This window comes from Streptomyces sp. NPDC048270 (assembly GCF_040652335.1).
GTDB lineage: Bacteria > Actinomycetota > Actinomycetes > Streptomycetales > Streptomycetaceae > Streptomyces.
Genome location: NZ_JBEZLV010000002.1, coordinates 261,130 through 275,823 on the forward strand (window position 1 = coordinate 261,130; position 14,694 = coordinate 275,823).

Annotated in this window: 16 protein-coding genes; 8 read left to right on the forward strand and 8 right to left on the reverse strand. The window is 70.6% G+C overall.

Features of this window, described 5'->3' with window-relative positions:
* Positions 1-41: 41 nt before the first annotated feature.
* The 3 genes from AB0D66_RS02635 to AB0D66_RS02645 form a co-directional block, all read right to left on the reverse strand.
* Positions 42-1,073: an alanine racemase gene (locus AB0D66_RS02635; RefSeq protein ID WP_361750173.1), complete on the reverse strand. Its 1,032-nt coding sequence runs from the start codon at positions 1,071-1,073 to the stop codon at positions 42-44.
* A gap of 60 nt (positions 1,074-1,133) precedes the next feature.
* Positions 1,134-2,252: a peptidoglycan bridge formation glycyltransferase FemA/FemB family protein gene (locus tag AB0D66_RS02640; protein WP_362295503.1), complete on the reverse strand. Its 1,119-nt coding sequence runs from the start codon at positions 2,250-2,252 to the stop codon at positions 1,134-1,136.
* A gap of 133 nt (positions 2,253-2,385) precedes the next feature.
* Positions 2,386-2,709 carry a hypothetical protein gene (locus AB0D66_RS02645; RefSeq protein ID WP_362295506.1) on the reverse strand — a complete coding sequence of 108 codons (324 nt, stop codon included), beginning with the start codon at positions 2,707-2,709 and terminating at the stop codon, positions 2,386-2,388.
* Positions 2,710-2,959: 250 nt separating this feature from the next.
* Here AB0D66_RS02645 and rpsF point away from each other — a divergent pair, with 250 nt between their 5' ends.
* From rpsF to rplI, 4 genes are all read left to right on the forward strand, one after another.
* Positions 2,960-3,250, forward strand: coding sequence for a 30S ribosomal protein S6 (gene rpsF, locus AB0D66_RS02650; RefSeq protein ID WP_004950685.1), 291 nt, complete (start codon positions 2,960-2,962; stop codon positions 3,248-3,250).
* 72 nt (positions 3,251-3,322) lie between these two features.
* On the forward strand, positions 3,323-3,934 hold the full coding sequence (locus tag AB0D66_RS02655) for a single-stranded DNA-binding protein (RefSeq protein WP_362295509.1): 612 nt from the start codon (positions 3,323-3,325) through the stop codon (positions 3,932-3,934).
* A 43-nt stretch (positions 3,935-3,977) separates the two neighbouring features.
* The gene (gene rpsR / locus AB0D66_RS02660) at positions 3,978-4,214 is read left to right on the forward strand and encodes a 30S ribosomal protein S18 (protein WP_005315025.1); all 237 of its coding nucleotides are present in this window, start codon (positions 3,978-3,980) and stop codon (positions 4,212-4,214) included.
* An 18-nt stretch (positions 4,215-4,232) separates the two neighbouring features.
* Positions 4,233-4,679, forward strand: coding sequence for a 50S ribosomal protein L9 (rplI, locus tag AB0D66_RS02665; protein ID WP_360902748.1), 447 nt, complete (start codon positions 4,233-4,235; stop codon positions 4,677-4,679).
* A 151-nt stretch (positions 4,680-4,830) separates the two neighbouring features.
* Here the strand turns inward: rplI and AB0D66_RS02670 are convergent, their stop codons facing one another.
* Positions 4,831-6,168, reverse strand: coding sequence for an MATE family efflux transporter (locus tag AB0D66_RS02670; protein ID WP_362295514.1), 1,338 nt, complete (start codon positions 6,166-6,168; stop codon positions 4,831-4,833).
* A gap of 452 nt (positions 6,169-6,620) precedes the next feature.
* Between AB0D66_RS02670 and dnaB the strand changes: the two genes are divergently transcribed.
* Positions 6,621-8,090 (forward strand): replicative DNA helicase, encoded by a 1,470-nt coding sequence (dnaB, locus tag AB0D66_RS02675; RefSeq protein WP_362295859.1) that lies wholly within the window; start codon positions 6,621-6,623, stop codon positions 8,088-8,090.
* Positions 8,091-8,099: 9 nt separating this feature from the next.
* Entirely contained in the window at positions 8,100-9,485 is a 1,386-nt protein-coding gene (locus tag AB0D66_RS02680) for a serine hydrolase domain-containing protein (RefSeq protein WP_362295517.1), read from the forward strand.
* A 186-nt stretch (positions 9,486-9,671) separates the two neighbouring features.
* On the opposite strand, the gene AB0D66_RS02685 is transcribed toward AB0D66_RS02680, so the two are convergent.
* Positions 9,672-10,133, reverse strand: coding sequence for a GNAT family N-acetyltransferase (locus AB0D66_RS02685; RefSeq protein ID WP_362295520.1), 462 nt, complete (start codon positions 10,131-10,133; stop codon positions 9,672-9,674).
* 17 nt (positions 10,134-10,150) lie between these two features.
* Positions 10,151-11,038 (reverse strand): GNAT family N-acetyltransferase, encoded by an 888-nt coding sequence (locus tag AB0D66_RS02690; RefSeq protein ID WP_362295523.1) that lies wholly within the window; start codon positions 11,036-11,038, stop codon positions 10,151-10,153.
* A gap of 168 nt (positions 11,039-11,206) precedes the next feature.
* Between AB0D66_RS02690 and AB0D66_RS02695 the strand changes: the two genes are divergently transcribed.
* Together AB0D66_RS02695 and AB0D66_RS02700 are read left to right on the forward strand one after the other, a co-directional pair.
* Positions 11,207-11,857, forward strand: coding sequence for an HAD-IB family phosphatase (locus AB0D66_RS02695; RefSeq protein ID WP_362295862.1), 651 nt, complete (start codon positions 11,207-11,209; stop codon positions 11,855-11,857).
* Positions 11,781-13,184 (forward strand): globin domain-containing protein, encoded by a 1,404-nt coding sequence (locus AB0D66_RS02700; protein WP_362295526.1) that lies wholly within the window; start codon positions 11,781-11,783, stop codon positions 13,182-13,184. Before AB0D66_RS02695 ends, AB0D66_RS02700 begins: the two co-directional genes overlap by 77 nt.
* Before the next feature lie 36 nt (positions 13,185-13,220).
* Here AB0D66_RS02700 and AB0D66_RS02705 read toward each other — a convergent pair whose 3' ends face one another.
* Together AB0D66_RS02705 and AB0D66_RS02710 are read right to left on the reverse strand one after the other, a co-directional pair.
* The gene (locus AB0D66_RS02705) at positions 13,221-13,700 is read right to left on the reverse strand and encodes an NUDIX hydrolase (RefSeq protein WP_362295529.1); all 480 of its coding nucleotides are present in this window, start codon (positions 13,698-13,700) and stop codon (positions 13,221-13,223) included.
* Between the two features lie 59 nt (positions 13,701-13,759).
* Positions 13,760-14,665, reverse strand: coding sequence for a LysR family transcriptional regulator (locus AB0D66_RS02710; RefSeq protein ID WP_362295532.1), 906 nt, complete (start codon positions 14,663-14,665; stop codon positions 13,760-13,762).
* Positions 14,666-14,694 lie beyond the last annotated feature (29 nt).

The following is a 14,694-nucleotide window of genomic DNA, read 5'->3' on the forward strand; positions in this document are numbered from 1 at the left end:
CGGACGCGCCGGCCCGTCGGGGACCGGCCGGCGCGCGGCGGTCAGGCGTCGAGCACCCGGTCGAACTGCGTGGTGGTGTGGCGCAGGTGCGCCACGAGCTCGTCGCCGACCTTGGGCTCGGGCGAGTCCGACGGCACGAACAGGATCGACACCTGCATGTGCGGCGGCTCGGCGAACCAGCGCTGCTTGCCCGCCCACACGAAGGGCGACAGGTTGCGGTTGACGGTGGCCAGGCCCGCCCGGGCGACGCCCTTGGCGCGCGGCATCACGCCGTGCAGGGCCTTGGGGGCCTCCAGGCCCACTCCGTGCGAGGTACCGCCGGCCACGACCACCAGCCAGCCGTCGGAGGCCGCCTTCTGCTGGCGGTAGCCGAAGCGGTCGCCCTTGGCCACGCGCGTGACGTCGAGGACCGCGCCGCGGTACTCGGTCGCGTCGTGGTCGCCCAGCCACAGCCGGGTGCCGATCCGCGCACGGAAGCGGGTCTGCGGGAACTGCTGCTGGAGCCGGGCCAGTTCCTCCGCGCGCAGGTGGCTGACGAACATGGTGTGCAGCGGCAGCCGGGCCGCGCGCAGCCGGTCCATCCAGCCGATGACCTCCTCGACGGCGTCCGAGCCGTCCGGGCGGTCCAGCGGCAGGTGCAGGGCGAAGCCCTCGAGGCGCACGTCCTCGATCGCCGCGTGCAGCTGTCCCAGGTCCTGCTCGGAGATGCCGTGGCGGCGCATCGAGCTCATGCACTCGATGACCACCCGGGCGCCGACCAGGCCGCGGACCCCGTCCAGCGAGGCCACCGAGCGGATGACCCGGTCGGGCAGCGGCACCGGGTCCTCGCCCCGCCGGAACGGGGTGAGGACGAGCAGGTCGCCGCCGAACCAGTCCTTGATGCTGGCGGCCTCGTAGGTCGTCCCGACGGCCAGTACGTCGGCGCCCATCCGGGTCGCCTCCTCGCACAGGCGCTCGTGGCCGAAGCCGTACCCGTTGCCCTTGCAGACCGGGATCATTCCGGGGAACCGGTCCTGGATCTGCTTCTGGTGCGCACGCCAGCGCGCGGTGTCGACGTAGAGCGTGAGCGCCATGCCCGTCCGGAACCTCTCCTGAAAAGCTGCGGGTGCAGCGGTGCGTGGGTGGGGGTGGGATCAGCGACGCGACATGTAGATGTCGAGCGCCTTGTGCAGCACCTTGTTGAGCGGGAAGTCCCACTCGCCGACGTACTCGACGGCCTCGCCGCCCGTGCCGACCTTGAACTGGATCAGTCCGAACAGGTGGTCGTTCTCGTCCAGCGTGTCAGAGATGCCGCGCAGGTCGTAGACGCTCGCGCCCAGTGCGTACGAGTCGCGCAGCATGCGCCACTGCATCGCGTTGGACGGGCGCACCTCGCGCTTGTGGTTGGCGGAGGCGCCGTACGAGTACCAGACGTGCTGGCCGACGGTGAGCATCGTGGCGGCGGCCAGCGGCTCCCCCTCGTGCTTGGCGATGTACAGCCGCATGCGGTTGGGGTCCTCGGAGTTGAGGGCCGTCCACTGGCGCTGGAAGTAGCTGAGCGGGCGCGGGCGGAACTTGTCGCGCTCGGCCGTGATCTCGTACAGGTGCTGCCAGGTCGGCAGGTCCTCGTAGCCGCCCTGGACGACCTCGACGCCGGCCTTCTCGGCCTTCTTGATGTTGCGGCGCCACAGCTGGTTGAAGCCCTTGAGGACGTCGTCCAGCGAACGGTTGGCCAGCGGCACCTGGAAGACGTAGCGGGGCTGCACGTCGCCGAATCCGGCGCCGCCGTCCTCGGCCTGCTGCCAGCCCATGCGGCGCAGCTTGTCGGACACCTCGAAGGCGCGCGGCTCGATGACCGAGGCCTCCACGTCGCGCAGGCGCTTGACGTCCGGGTCCTGGATCCCGGCCTTGATGGCGGCGGAGTTCCAGCGGCGGATGACGACGGGCGGGCCCATCTTCACCGTGAAGGCGCCCTGGTTCTTGAGGTGGGCCAGCATCGGCTGGAGCCACTCCTCCAGGTTCGGGGCGTACCAGTTGATGACCGGGCCCTCCGGGAGGTACGCCAGGTACCGCTTCACCTTGGGCAGCTGGCGGTACAACACCAGAGCCACACCGACGAGTTCGCCGGACTTGTCGAACCAGCCGAGGTTCTCCGAGCGCCACTCGTTCTTGACGTCGGCCCATGCCGGGACCTGGCAGTGGCTAGCCGACGGCAGGCTCTGGAGGTAGGCCAGATGCTGCTCTCGGCTGATGGTGCTCAGGGACAGGCTCATGCGGGGTGTCTCCTCCGGCGGCTTCGCTGGCTATGGCGCGAAGCCTACTGCGACAGGGGCGCCACCCATCTGGGGGACGGGCCGTGGGCCCGGGCCGGTTGTTGGGCGGCGCCCTGCCGCGGAGGTACCCCGGTCAGCCCAGCCAGCCGCCGAAGAGGCCGCCGTGCGCCATGCCGAGGAAGAACCCGAACGCCGATGCGCCTAGGCCGATGATCAGTGCGAAGCGCTCGCGTGTCGTGACGGAGATGAACTGTCCGTACGCGCCGGTGAGGATCCCGATCAGCCCGGCCCACGAGCTGAGCAGGTGCAGGTGGTGGAAGAACGCCGTGACGAACGCCACGGCGCCGAGGATCAGCGTGGCCGCCATCAGGGCGTCCTGCAGCGGGTGGGACTTGCCGTCGGTCGAGAAGAGCGAGATCGGCGGGGGTGAGGACTGGGATCGCATGGCCTGTGCCATCGGAAGGCACCTCCTGGCTGAGCAGAGCGGTGCTGCGGGGCCGCCTCCGGCAGGTGCCGGGGGGCATAGCACCGAGCACACCCGATGGATACAGATTGTGTCCCCCTGGCGCCGGATTTCAACCGGAAGGAGTCGAGGAGGTAGTCTGTACAGCTGCGCGGTGTCTGCTCTCGGACACCGTGCGCACGCATCACGACCCTCCTGCCACGGAACGACCGTGGCCGCTGAGTCCAAAGGAGGTGGGTTCCACATGCGTCACTACGAAGTGATGGTCATCCTCGACCCCGATCTCGAGGAGCGCGCTGTCTCCCCGCTGATCGAGAACTTCCTCTCCGTCGTCCGTGAGGGCAACGGAAAGGTCGAGAAGGTCGACACCTGGGGCCGTCGTCGTCTCGCTTACGAGATCAAGAAGAAGCCCGAGGGCATCTACTCGGTCATCGACCTTCAGGCCGAGCCTGCGGTCGTCAAGGAGCTTGACCGACAGATGAACCTGAACGAGTCGGTTCTCCGGACCAAGGTCCTTCGCCCCGAGACCCACTGAACTTCGGTTCAGCGGTAATCGGGATCGAGTAGCACAGCAGCCCAGCAGCAATCCCCGCCGAGAGGTTCATCCATGGCAGGCGAGACCGTCATCACGGTCGTCGGCAATCTCGTCGACGACCCCGAGCTGCGCTTCACCCCCTCGGGTGCGGCGGTCGCGAAGTTCCGTGTCGCGTCCACCCCCCGCACCTTCGACCGCCAGACCAATGAGTGGAAGGACGGCGAGAGCCTGTTCCTGACCTGCTCGGTGTGGCGGCAGGCGGCGGAGAACGTCGCCGAGTCCCTTCAGCGGGGCATGCGCGTCATCGTGCAGGGCCGGCTGAGGCAGCGGTCGTACGAGGACCGTGAGGGTGTCAAGCGCACGGTCTACGAGCTGGACGTCGAGGAAGTCGGCCCCAGCCTGAAGAACGCCACGGCCAAGGTCGCCAAGACCACCGGTCGCGGTGGCCAGGGTGGATACGGCGGTGGCGGCGGTCAGCAGCAGGCCGGCGGCGGTGGCGGCGGCGGCTGGGGCGGAGCCCCCAGCGGCGGCGCCCCGCAGGGCGGCGGAGCTCCCTCCGACGACCCGTGGGCGTCCAGCGCGCCTGCCGGCGGCCAGCAGCAGCAGGGCGGCGGCGGCGGTGGCGGCTGGGGCGGAAGCTCCGGCGGCTCCGGCGGCGGCTACTCGGACGAGCCGCCCTTCTAGGGCAGCTCGCATCCAAACTTCTTGATCACACAGGAGAGACACAATGGCGAAGCCGCCTGTGCGCAAGCCTAAGAAGAAGGTCTGCGCGTTCTGCAAGGACAAGACCGCTTACGTGGACTACAAGGACACGAACATGCTGCGGAAGTTCATTTCCGACCGCGGCAAGATCCGTGCCCGCCGCGTTACCGGCAACTGCACGCAGCACCAGCGTGACGTCGCCACGGCCGTGAAGAACAGCCGTGAGATGGCGCTGCTGCCCTACACGTCCACCGCGCGATAAGGAAAGGGTGACCGACTAATGAAGATCATCCTGACCCACGAGGTTTCTGGCCTCGGTGCCGCCGGCGATGTCGTCGACGTCAAGGACGGTTACGCTCGCAACTACCTGGTCCCGCGTGGTTTCGCGATCCGCTGGACCAAGGGTGGCGAGAAGGACGTGGCGCAGATCCGCCGCGCCCGCAAGATCCACGAGATCGCGACCATCGAGCAGGCCAACGAGGTCAAGGCCAAGCTCGAGGGCGTGAAGGTCCGTCTGGCCACCCGCGCGGGTGACGCCGGTCGTCTCTTCGGTTCCGTGACCCCGGCCGACATCGCCACGGCGATCGAGTCCTCGGGCGGCCCGAAGGTCGACAAGCGTCGCGTGGAGCTGGGCTCCCCGATCAAGACCCTCGGTTCGTACCAGGTCTCCGTGCGTCTGCACGCCGACGTGGCCGCGAACGTGGGCGTCGAGGTCGTCGCCGCCTAAGGGCTGCGTACACGAAGGGCCGCACCCCGCTGGGGTGCGGCCCTTTCGTCATGCGGCGATGTTTCACGTGAAACAGACGGCGGCCTCCCGCGCCTGTTTCACGTGAAACCACTGCGGCCTCCCGCGCCTGTTTCACGTGAAACACATCCGTCTAGCGCGTCGCCCCCGCGACCAGCCACCGGCCCGAGCGGGCGCGGAGCTGGAGGGTGACCATACGGACCAGCATCATCAGGGTCATGGCCCACCACAGGGTCGTCAGGCCGCCTCCCACCGTCGGTACCAGGAGCGCCGCCGGGGTGAACACGGCGAGCGTCACGAGCATCGCCCAGGCGAGGTAGCGGCCGTCGCCGGCGCCCATCAGGACCCCGTCGAGCACGAAGACGATGCCGGAGACGGGCTGGGAGAGCGCGACGACCAGCAGGGCGGGCAGCAGGGCGTCCTCGACCGCCGGATCGCTGGTGAACAGCGGAATGAACACGGGGCGGGCCAGGATGACCAGCAGGCCGAGCACGATCCCCGAGACGATCCCCCACTGCACCATGCGGCGGCACACGGCCTTCGCGCCTTCGGTGTCGCCCGCGCCCAGGTAGCGGCCGATGATCGCCTGCCCGGCGATCGCGATCGCGTCCAGGGCGAAGGCGAGCAGGCTCCACAGGGAGAGCAGGATCTGGTGGGCGGCGATGTCGGCGTCGCCGAGTCGGGCGGCCACGGCGGTCGCGATCAGCAGAACGGCGCGCAGGGACAGGGTGCGGACGAGCAGGGGGGCGCCGGCCTGTGCACAGGCCCGGATCCCCGCGAGGTCGGGGCGCAGGGAGGCCGCGTGCCGCCGGGCGCCGCGTACGACCACGACCAGGTATGCGGCGGCCATGGCGCACTGGGCGATGACCGTGCCCCAGGCGGAGCCCGCGATGCCGAGGTCCGCACCGTAGACGAGGAGGACGTTCAGGCCTCCGTTGAGGGCGAAGCCCGCGATGGCGACGTAGAGCGGTGTACGGGTGTCCTGGAGGCCGCGGAGGACGCCGGTGGCGGCCAGCACCACGAGCATGGCCGGGATGCCGAACGCGGAGATCCGCAGATAGGTGATGGCGTACGGGGCGACCGTGTCGGAGGCTCCGAAGACGGAGACCAGCCACGGCGCGGCGGGCAGGACCACGGCGATGACGGCCGCGCCGAGCAGGAGGGCGAGCCAGATGCCGTCCATGCCCTGCCGGATGGCCGCCTGCAGGTCGCCTGCCCCGACCCTGCGGGCGACGGCCGCGGTGGCGGCGTAGGCGAGGAAGACGAAGACGCTCACGGCGGTGGTGAGCAGAGCCGCGGCGATACCGAGGCCGGCCAGCTGGGGCGTCCCGAGGTGTCCGACGATGGCGCTGTCGGCCATCAGGAACAGCGGCTCGGCGACGAGGGCGCCGAAGGCGGGAACGGCGAGCGCGAAGATCTCTCGATCGTGCCGTCTCGGTGCAGCCTTCGGTGCGGCGGGGGCCTGTGTCATGTGCTCAATCTAATCTTCCACAGGTAATGGATGCAACCCTCTTTGGATCCTTACCGGCGCGCTGACTTGCGCGTTCTTCCCCACCCGTTGGAGGCGATCTTGAGACAGTGGCCAAGATTTTTCCGAGCGGGCCTGATCGAGTAGGGAAAGTGCAGGTCAGATGGGGTGAGGGGGTGGGGTAGGTGATTTTGTCCACAGCGTCGTCCCCCGGTCCGTGCACAGCTTCCGGGGACTTACCCACAGCATTGGCGCCGTCGTCCACACCTCATCCACACAGCCTGTGGATAACAAGATTGGCTGACGCCGCCGTCGGCCCTACCGTGGTGCGTTGCCCGACTCGCCGACAGCCGATTCGGGTGCCCCATATGTCAGAGCCGTGTCGTAGAAAGAGTGGCACGGCGAGGTCCGCGTTGCGGACGGGAGGAGGCGGCCCGGTGAGCATGCCCGAGCCCATGGACGACCCTTGGGCCGACAGCGGTCCGGGTGACCGTCTGCCGCCCCGTCCCCGCCGCAACGGCGAGGGCCGCGGACGCGGTGACGAGCAGCACGACCGGGGCCGCGAGAGCGGCTCCTGGGACGGCGGCGGCGCCGGAGGCGGCTTCGAGCGCGTCCCCCCGCAGGACCTCGACGCCGAGCAGTCGGTGCTCGGCGGCATGCTGCTCTCCAAGGACGCGATCGCCGATGTCGTCGAGGTCCTCAAGGGACACGACTTCTACCGGCCCTCGCACGAGACGATCTACCAGGCCATCCTCGACCTGTACGCCAAGGGAGAGCCGGCCGACCCGATCACGGTCGGCGCCGAGCTGACCCGGCGCGGGGAGATCAGCAAGGTCGGCGGGGCCTCGTACCTGCACACCCTGGTGCAGTCGGTCCCGACGGCGGCGAACGCCGAGTACTACGCGGAGATCGTCCACGAGCGCGCCGTCCTGCGCCGCCTGGTCGCGGCCGGTACGAAGATCACACAGATGGGCTACGCGGCCGACGGAGACGTCGACGAGATCGTCAACAGCGCCCAGGCCGAGATCTACGCGGTCACCGAGCAGCGGACCTCCGAGGACTACCTCCCGCTCGGCGACATCATGGAGGGCGCCCTCGACGAGATCGAGGCGATCGGGTCGCGCAGCGGGCAGATGTCGGGCGTGCCGACCGGCTTCACGGACCTCGACTCGCTGACCAACGGTTTGCACCCCGGTCAGATGATCGTCATCGCCGCCCGACCCGCCATGGGAAAGTCCACGCTCGCGCTGGACTTCGCGCGCGCCTGCTCCATCAAGAGCAACCTGCCGAGCGTGATCTTCTCCCTCGAAATGGGGCGCAACGAGATCGCGATGCGCCTGCTCTCGGCGGAGGCCCGGGTGGCGCTGCACCACATGCGCTCGGGCACGATGACGGACGACGACTGGACCCGGCTGGCCCGGCGGATGCCCGACGTGTCAGCCGCCCCGCTCTACATCGACGATTCCCCCAACCTGTCGATGATGGAGATCCGCGCCAAGTGCCGTCGGCTCAAGCAGCGCAACGACCTCTCGCTCGTGGTCATCGACTACCTCCAGCTGATGCAGTCGGGCGGCTCGCGCCGTCCCGAGAGCCGCCAGCAGGAGGTCTCGGACATGTCCCGAAACCTCAAGCTGCTGGCGAAGGAGCTCGAGGTCCCCGTGATCGCGCTCTCCCAGCTGAACCGTGGCCCGGAGCAGCGCACGGACAAGAAGCCCATGGTCTCCGACCTGCGTGAGTCGGGCTCGATCGAGCAGGACGCCGACATGGTGATCCTGCTCCACCGCGAGGACGCGTACGAGAAGGAGTCCCCCCGCGCGGGCGAGGCGGACCTGATCGTGGCGAAGCACCGCAACGGCCCCACGGCGACGATCACGGTCGCCTTCCAGGGCCACTATTCGCGGTTCGTGGACATGGCCAACACGTAGCATCCGATCATGGATGAGCTCTCTGAGGACCTGGAACTTCTCCCTGCCACGCGGCGGGCGCTGCGCCACCGGATCGCCGTCGCGCAGAGCGAGGGCCGGGCCCCGTCGGTGGTGGCGGCCGTCGTGCGGGGCGGGGAGGTGGTCTGGGAGGGCTCCCGGACCTCGGTGGAAGGCCACGGCCCGGACGGGGACGTCCAGTACCGGATCGGGTCGATCACCAAGACCTTCACCGCCGTTCTGGTGATGCGGCTGCGTGACGAGGGCCTGCTGGACCTCGCGGATCCGCTGGAGAAGCATCTGCCGGGCACCGGCGTCGGCGAGGTGACCATCGCCCAACTGCTGGCCCACACCGGCGGTCTGGCGGCGGAGACCCCCGGCGAGTGGTGGGAGCGCACCCCCGGAGTGCTGCGCCCCGACCTGGCCGACGTACTGGGGGACGACCCGCTGCGGCACGCGCCCGGAAGCCGGCACCACTACTCCAACCCCGGTTACACCCTGCTCGGTTCGCTGATCGAGGTGCTGCGCGGGAAGCCGTGGGAAGAGGCGCTGCGGGCCGAGGTGCTGGAGCCGCTGGGGCTGGAGCGGACGAGCGGGTCGTCGCAGGCACCGCACGCGGGCGGCTGGGCCGTGCACCCGTGGGCGGACCTGATGATGCCCGAGCCGCTCGAGGACCTGGGGCTGATGGCTCCGGCCGGTCAGCTGTGGTCCACGACAAGGGACTTGGCACGGTTCGCGGACTTCCTGCTGCGGGGCGACGACCGGGTGCTGGGCGCGCGGTCGGTACGGGAGATGCGCACGTCGGCAGCTCCGCCGGAGCCGGGCCTCGCCGAGTTCGGCTACGGGCTGGGGATGCAGCTGATGGCCCAGGGCGGGCGCCGGCTCGCGGGGCACAGCGGATCGCTGCCGGGGTTCGTCGCGGGCCTGTGGCTGAGCGAGACGGACGACGTGGCGGCGGTGGTGCTGGCGAACTGCACCTCGGGGCTGCCGGCCGCGTCGGTGGCCGCGGACCTGGTGGCGGTCGTCGCGGACGCCGAGCCGCGGTTCCCGCAGCCGTGGCGGCCGTTCGCGCAGGCCGACCAGGTGCCGCTGGAGGTGTGCGGGCCCTGGTACTGGGGCACGTCCGCCCAAGTGGTGCGGCTGAAGGCGGACGGATCGCTGGAGCTGGGGCCGGTGGGTGCGACCGGCCGGTCCGCGCGTTTCCGGGCGGAGCCGGACGGTACGTGGACCGGTCTGTCCGGGTACTACGCGGGGGAGACGCTGCGGGCGGTACGGCGCGCCGACGGCTCGGTGAGCCACCTCGACCTGGCGTCCTTCGTGTTCACGCGGGAGCCGTACGACGCCGGGACCCCGGTGCCCGGCGGGGTGGACCCGCAGGGCTGGCGGGGCATCGGCTGACGGCCCGGCTCAGGAGCTGGGTTCGCGCTCCAGCGGGGTGCGCAAGCGCGGGGTGATGCGGGCCTCGCCGACCCATGCGGCGAGGCGTGCGGCCTCGGCGGTGGTGGCGAGAGGCGGGCTGGGGCTCATCCTGCCGAGCGTAGGCCGGGCCGCTGACATGGTGGCCCGGCCTGCGGTCACGGCCGTTCAGAGCTGGAGCTTGAACCCGACGTGGGAGGCGGCGAAGCCGAGCCGCTCGTAGAAGCGGTGCGCGTCGGTGCGGGTCGCGTCCGAGGTGAGCTGCACGATCTCGCAGCTCTCGGCGCGGGACTTCTCGATGGCCCATTCCACGAAGCGGGTGCCCAGGCCGCTGCCGCGCTCGTCGGCGTGGACGCGGACGCCCTCGATGATGGAGCGGGTGGACCCCTTGCGGGACAGGCCCGGGACGATCGTCAACTGCAGCGTGCCCACGACGCGTTCCGCGCGGACGGCCACGACGAGGTGCTGGTTCGGATCCTCGGCCAGGCGCTTGAAGGCCGCGAGGTACGGGGTGAGGTCCTCGGGCGATTCCCGGGTCGCGCCGAGGGGGTCGTCGGCCAGCATGGCGACGATGGCGGGCAGATCGGCCTCGATGGCGGGGCGGATGGCGAGCTCGGGGGTCTCGGTCATGGCGGGGGGATCCTTTCTCAGCCAGCGGCCACGGTGAGCGGCGCCCAGCGGCGGGTCCAGTCACCGGGCAGGCCCGGGATGTCCCTGGTCATGACGGCGTTGAAGGCCACGGAGTCAAGGCCGCGGTCCTTGAGCCAGGAGACGAGCTCCTCGTGGCGTACGTCGACGTCGGTGCGCAGCGGCCGGTCGGTGGTGGCGGCGAGCGCGGTGACGAGTGCCTGCGCGCCGGCGGTGTCGCGGGCGATCAGCGGGCCGATGACATGGGTCTCCATGTTGGGCCAGATCGCGGCGTACCCGGTGAGGGTGCCGTCCCGGTCCTCGGTGACGAGCAGCCGGTCGGTGAAGGCGGGAAGCCGGGTGATCACGTGGGTCCGGTCGTTGCCGAAGACCTCGGTGTCCAGCTGGAGGATCCGCGGCAGGTCCTCGGCGGTGGCGGGCCGGACGGTGCCGTTGCCGGAGGGGGCGGCAGCGGGATCCGGACGGAAGACGCCCTTCAGCATCTCGGCGCGGCCCGTGGTCGCGAAGCCGAGCTCCTCGTAGAGCGGACGTCCGTAGGGCGTGGCGTGCAGAGTGAGGGGGATGCCCTTGAGGACGTCGTCGCAGATGTGCGTCATCAGGCGGCGGCCCAGGCCCCGGCGGGCGTAGCGGTCGGCGACGAGGACCATGCCGATGGCGGCGAGTTCCGGTTCGGCGCGGGTGCCGCCGTAGCCGGTGACGACACAGGCGGCGGCCAGTCCCCGGCCGTCCGGGGCGTCGACTCCGTACCCGGTTCCGGCGGCGAGCAGCAGCCCCCATTTGTGGTCCTCGCGGGGCCAGCCGCGGTCTTCGGACAGGTCGGCGCAGTGGCGGAGATCGTCCGCGTTCAACGCTCGGATCGGCAGCTCGGTGAGGTGTGGAGGTGTCACCGACTCAGACTGGATCATGCAGTCGGGAGCCGTCCAGAGGATTTGGGAGGGAATGTTTCACGTGAAACATCGACCTCGGCGGCACGGGAGGAGCTCCGGTGAAGCCGATCGGTGTTTCACGTGAAACATGCTGCTGAGCGCGCGGCGGACGGTTTAGCCTCGATGACTATGCCCCGCCTGCACCTCTTCGACCTCGACGGCACCCTGATGTTCGGTTCCGCGGCGCCGGTCGAGATTTCCCGACAGCTCGGCCTGAGCGCCGAGATCGCCGAGCTGGAGCGGTCGTTCGCCGCATGCGAGATCGGCCCGCACGAGTTCTCGCTGGCCGCACACGCCCTGTGGTCGGAGCTGACGCCCCTGCACGTCCGGGCGGCGTTCGACGGTTCCCCGTGGCTGGCGGGTATCCAGGAGGTGTGGCGGGAGATCCGGGAGCGCGGGGACTACTGCGCGGTGATCTCCCTGTCGCCGTCCTTCTTCGTGGAGATGCTGCTGGAGTGGGGTGTGCACGCGGCGCACGGTTCGCTGTATCCGCAGGTGCCGTTCGCGGGGCCCATGGAGGTGTCGGGGATCCTGACCCCCGAGGGCAAGGTCACGGTGGCGGACCGGCTGTGCGAGCGGTTCGGGGTCAGCCGGGGCGACTGCGTCGCGTACGGGGACTCGATGACCGATGCGATGCTCTTCGAGGTGGTGCCCGTCTCGGTGGCGGTCAACGCGCGGCCGTACCTGGCGAAGCGGGCCACGCATGTCTACGAGGGCCGGGACCTCAGGGAGGCATACCAGCTCGCAGGGATGCCACGCCCGGGAGTTGAGGCATCTTAAGAGGAAAGTGGGTTCGAAACGCGGAATTCCCGCATTTCCCCGCAGGCCCCCGGGGTGGCTGGCACGCTGTGAACCCCGGAACCACGGATTCACAGCCGTGGCGTGTGCAGACCGACCGAGATGTTTCGAAGCGAGGCACCGCATGGACGCTCCGCCCACCAGATCGGCCAGACGGGGGACGGCCCGGATACCCGTCGAGGGGGGTGCGGCCGAGCCCTCGCCGGATGCCGTGCTCATCCGCCGGACCCTCGCGGACATCGCACCCGTCGCCGACAAGGTGACCTCGTACTTCTACGCCCTGGTGTTCACCGGCCATCCGGAAGTGCGCGGCATGTTCCCCGCCGCCATGGACGTCCAGCGCGACCGGCTGCTGAAGGCCCTGCTGACAGCGGCCGAGCACATCGACAACCCCGAGGTGCTCACGCCCTATCTGCGCAGGCTCGGCACCGGCCACCGCAAGTACGGCACCCTGGCGGGCCACTATCCGGTGGTGGGCGAGGCCCTCCTCGGTGCGCTGGCCCGGTACGCGCAGGCCTGGGGGCCCGAGACCGAGGCAGCGTGGGTACGGACCTACACGGCCATCTCCCAGATCATGATCGACGCGGCGGCGGAGGACGAGGCCGGCAGCCCGGCGTGGTGGCAGGCCGAGGTGGTCTCGCACGACCTGCGCACCTCGGACATCGCCGTGCTGACCGTTCGCCCCGACCAGCCGTACCGCTTCCTGGCCGGCCAGTACGCCAGCCTGGAGACCCCGTGGTGGCCCCGGGTGTGGCGGCACTACTCCTTCGCCTCGGCCCCGCGCGCCGACGGCCTGCTGTCCTTCCACGTCAAGGCCGTCCCCGCGGGCTGGGTCTCCAACGCGCTGGTGCGCCACGCCCGCCCGGGCGACGTGCTGCGGCTCGGCCCGCCGGCCGGGTCGATGGTGGTGGACCACACGACGGACAACGGGATGCTGTGCCTGGGCGGAGGCACCGGGATCGCCCCGATCAAGGCGCTGATCGAGGACGTGGCCGAGCACGGCGAGCGGCGCCCGGTGGAGGTGTTCTTCGGGGCCCGCAGCGATCACGACCTGTACGACAAGGACACGCTGCTGGGGCTGCAGCGCTCGCACCCCTGGCTGTCGGTCCGCCCGGTGGTCGGCGACTGGCTCGCCGGGCAGCTGCCGCAGGCGGTCGGGGAGCACGGACCGTGGAGCTCCTACGACGCGTTCATATCCGGGCCGCCCGCGATGATCCGCAGCGGGGTCGACGAGCTCAAGCGGATCGGGATCCCCGGCGAGCGGATCCGGCACGACGCGGTGGAGGAGCTGGCGGGCGTGGCCGGCTGAGACCGGCGGGCACGCCCGCCGGTCCCGGCCGCGGGCTCAGCCCAGGTCGGGGGCGTGCATGGCGTGTACGCCCTCGATGTTCCCGTCGAGGTAGTGCCGCAGGGACAGCGGTACGAGGTGGACGGCCGCGATCCCCACCCGGCTGAAGGGCACCCGGACGATCTCGTACTCGCCCTCGGGCTGGTCGATCTCGGGGCCGTGCCGCTGGCTGGGGTCCATCGATTCGAGGTGGCAGACGAAGAAGTGCTGCACCTTCACGCCGGTGACTCCCCCGTCGGCGATGTGCTCGACGGTATCGACGAAACAGGGAACGACATCGGTGATCTTCGCGCCGAGTTCTTCGTGGACCTCCCGGTGGAGGGCGTCGACGACGGTGGCGTCCGAGGACTCCACTCCGCCGCCGGGGGTGAGCCAGTACGGATCGACGCCGGGCTTGGTGCGTTTGATGAGGATCAGGTCGTCACCGTCGAGCAGGATCGCGCGGGCGGTGCGTTTGACCACGGGACGTTCGGTCATGGGAGAAGAGTGGCCCACTGCTCCCCTTCTGAAACGCGCCAGGGGCCGGAAAGAGGGGCTCACCAGCGTGCTGCGGCGTGCAGCAGCCGCTCGTGGGCGCGGGCGAGATGGGCCAGGGACAGGCTGCCGGCCCGCACGACGAGGAACCACGTGCGCAGCGGAGGCACCGGGGGCTCCGCGAGGGCGGTGATCCGCCCGCTGTCGAGGGCGCCCTGGCACAGGTAGCGGGGCAGGACGGCGAACCCGGCCCCGGCCTGTACGCATTCCAGCACGGCCCGCAGATCGGGCACGACCACGGTGGCGGCGGCGTCGTCGGCGTCGGGCCGGCTGTCGAACACGGCGGCCCAGTAGCGGGCGACGAGGGGCAGGCTCTCGTGTACCTCGACGAACGGAATGCCCGCGAGGGCCGCGGAGCCGGCTTCGCGCAGCCGGTCCGGCCCGATCAGGGCGGCCCAGTACGGCGCCGCGACCAGCACGAGCTCCTCGTCCCACAGCGCGGAGGCGGTGAACAGTCCGCCCCGGGGGTGGGCGGTGGTGACGACGAGGTCGTGGTGGCCGGCGGCCAGTCCGTCGAGGGTCTCCTCGGCGCCGGTGTGCAGCGCGGCGCGCAGGGTGTGGCCCTGGCCGACGAGGGGCGCGAGGGCGGGCAGCACGCGCAGGCACAGGAACTCGGGGGGCCCGGCGACGTGCAGGGTGCGCGAGGCGCCGGCGGCCTCCCGCTCGGACTCGGTGATCCGCAGCAGCGCGTCGAGGTGCGGGGCGGCCTTGTGGGCGAGCTCGTCGCCCACCGCGGTCGGGGTGACGCCGCGGGCCCGGCGGTGGAACAGCGGGCGGCCCAGCTGGCGTTCGAGGGTGCGGATCTGCGAGGTCACGGCCGGCTGGGACAGCCCCAGCAGCGCGGCGGCCCGGGTGAAGGAGCCCGCCCGGTGGACGGCGACGAAGGTGCGCAGCAGGGCCAGGTCCATCGCGGCACCTTTCGGTGGGGGCTTCAACT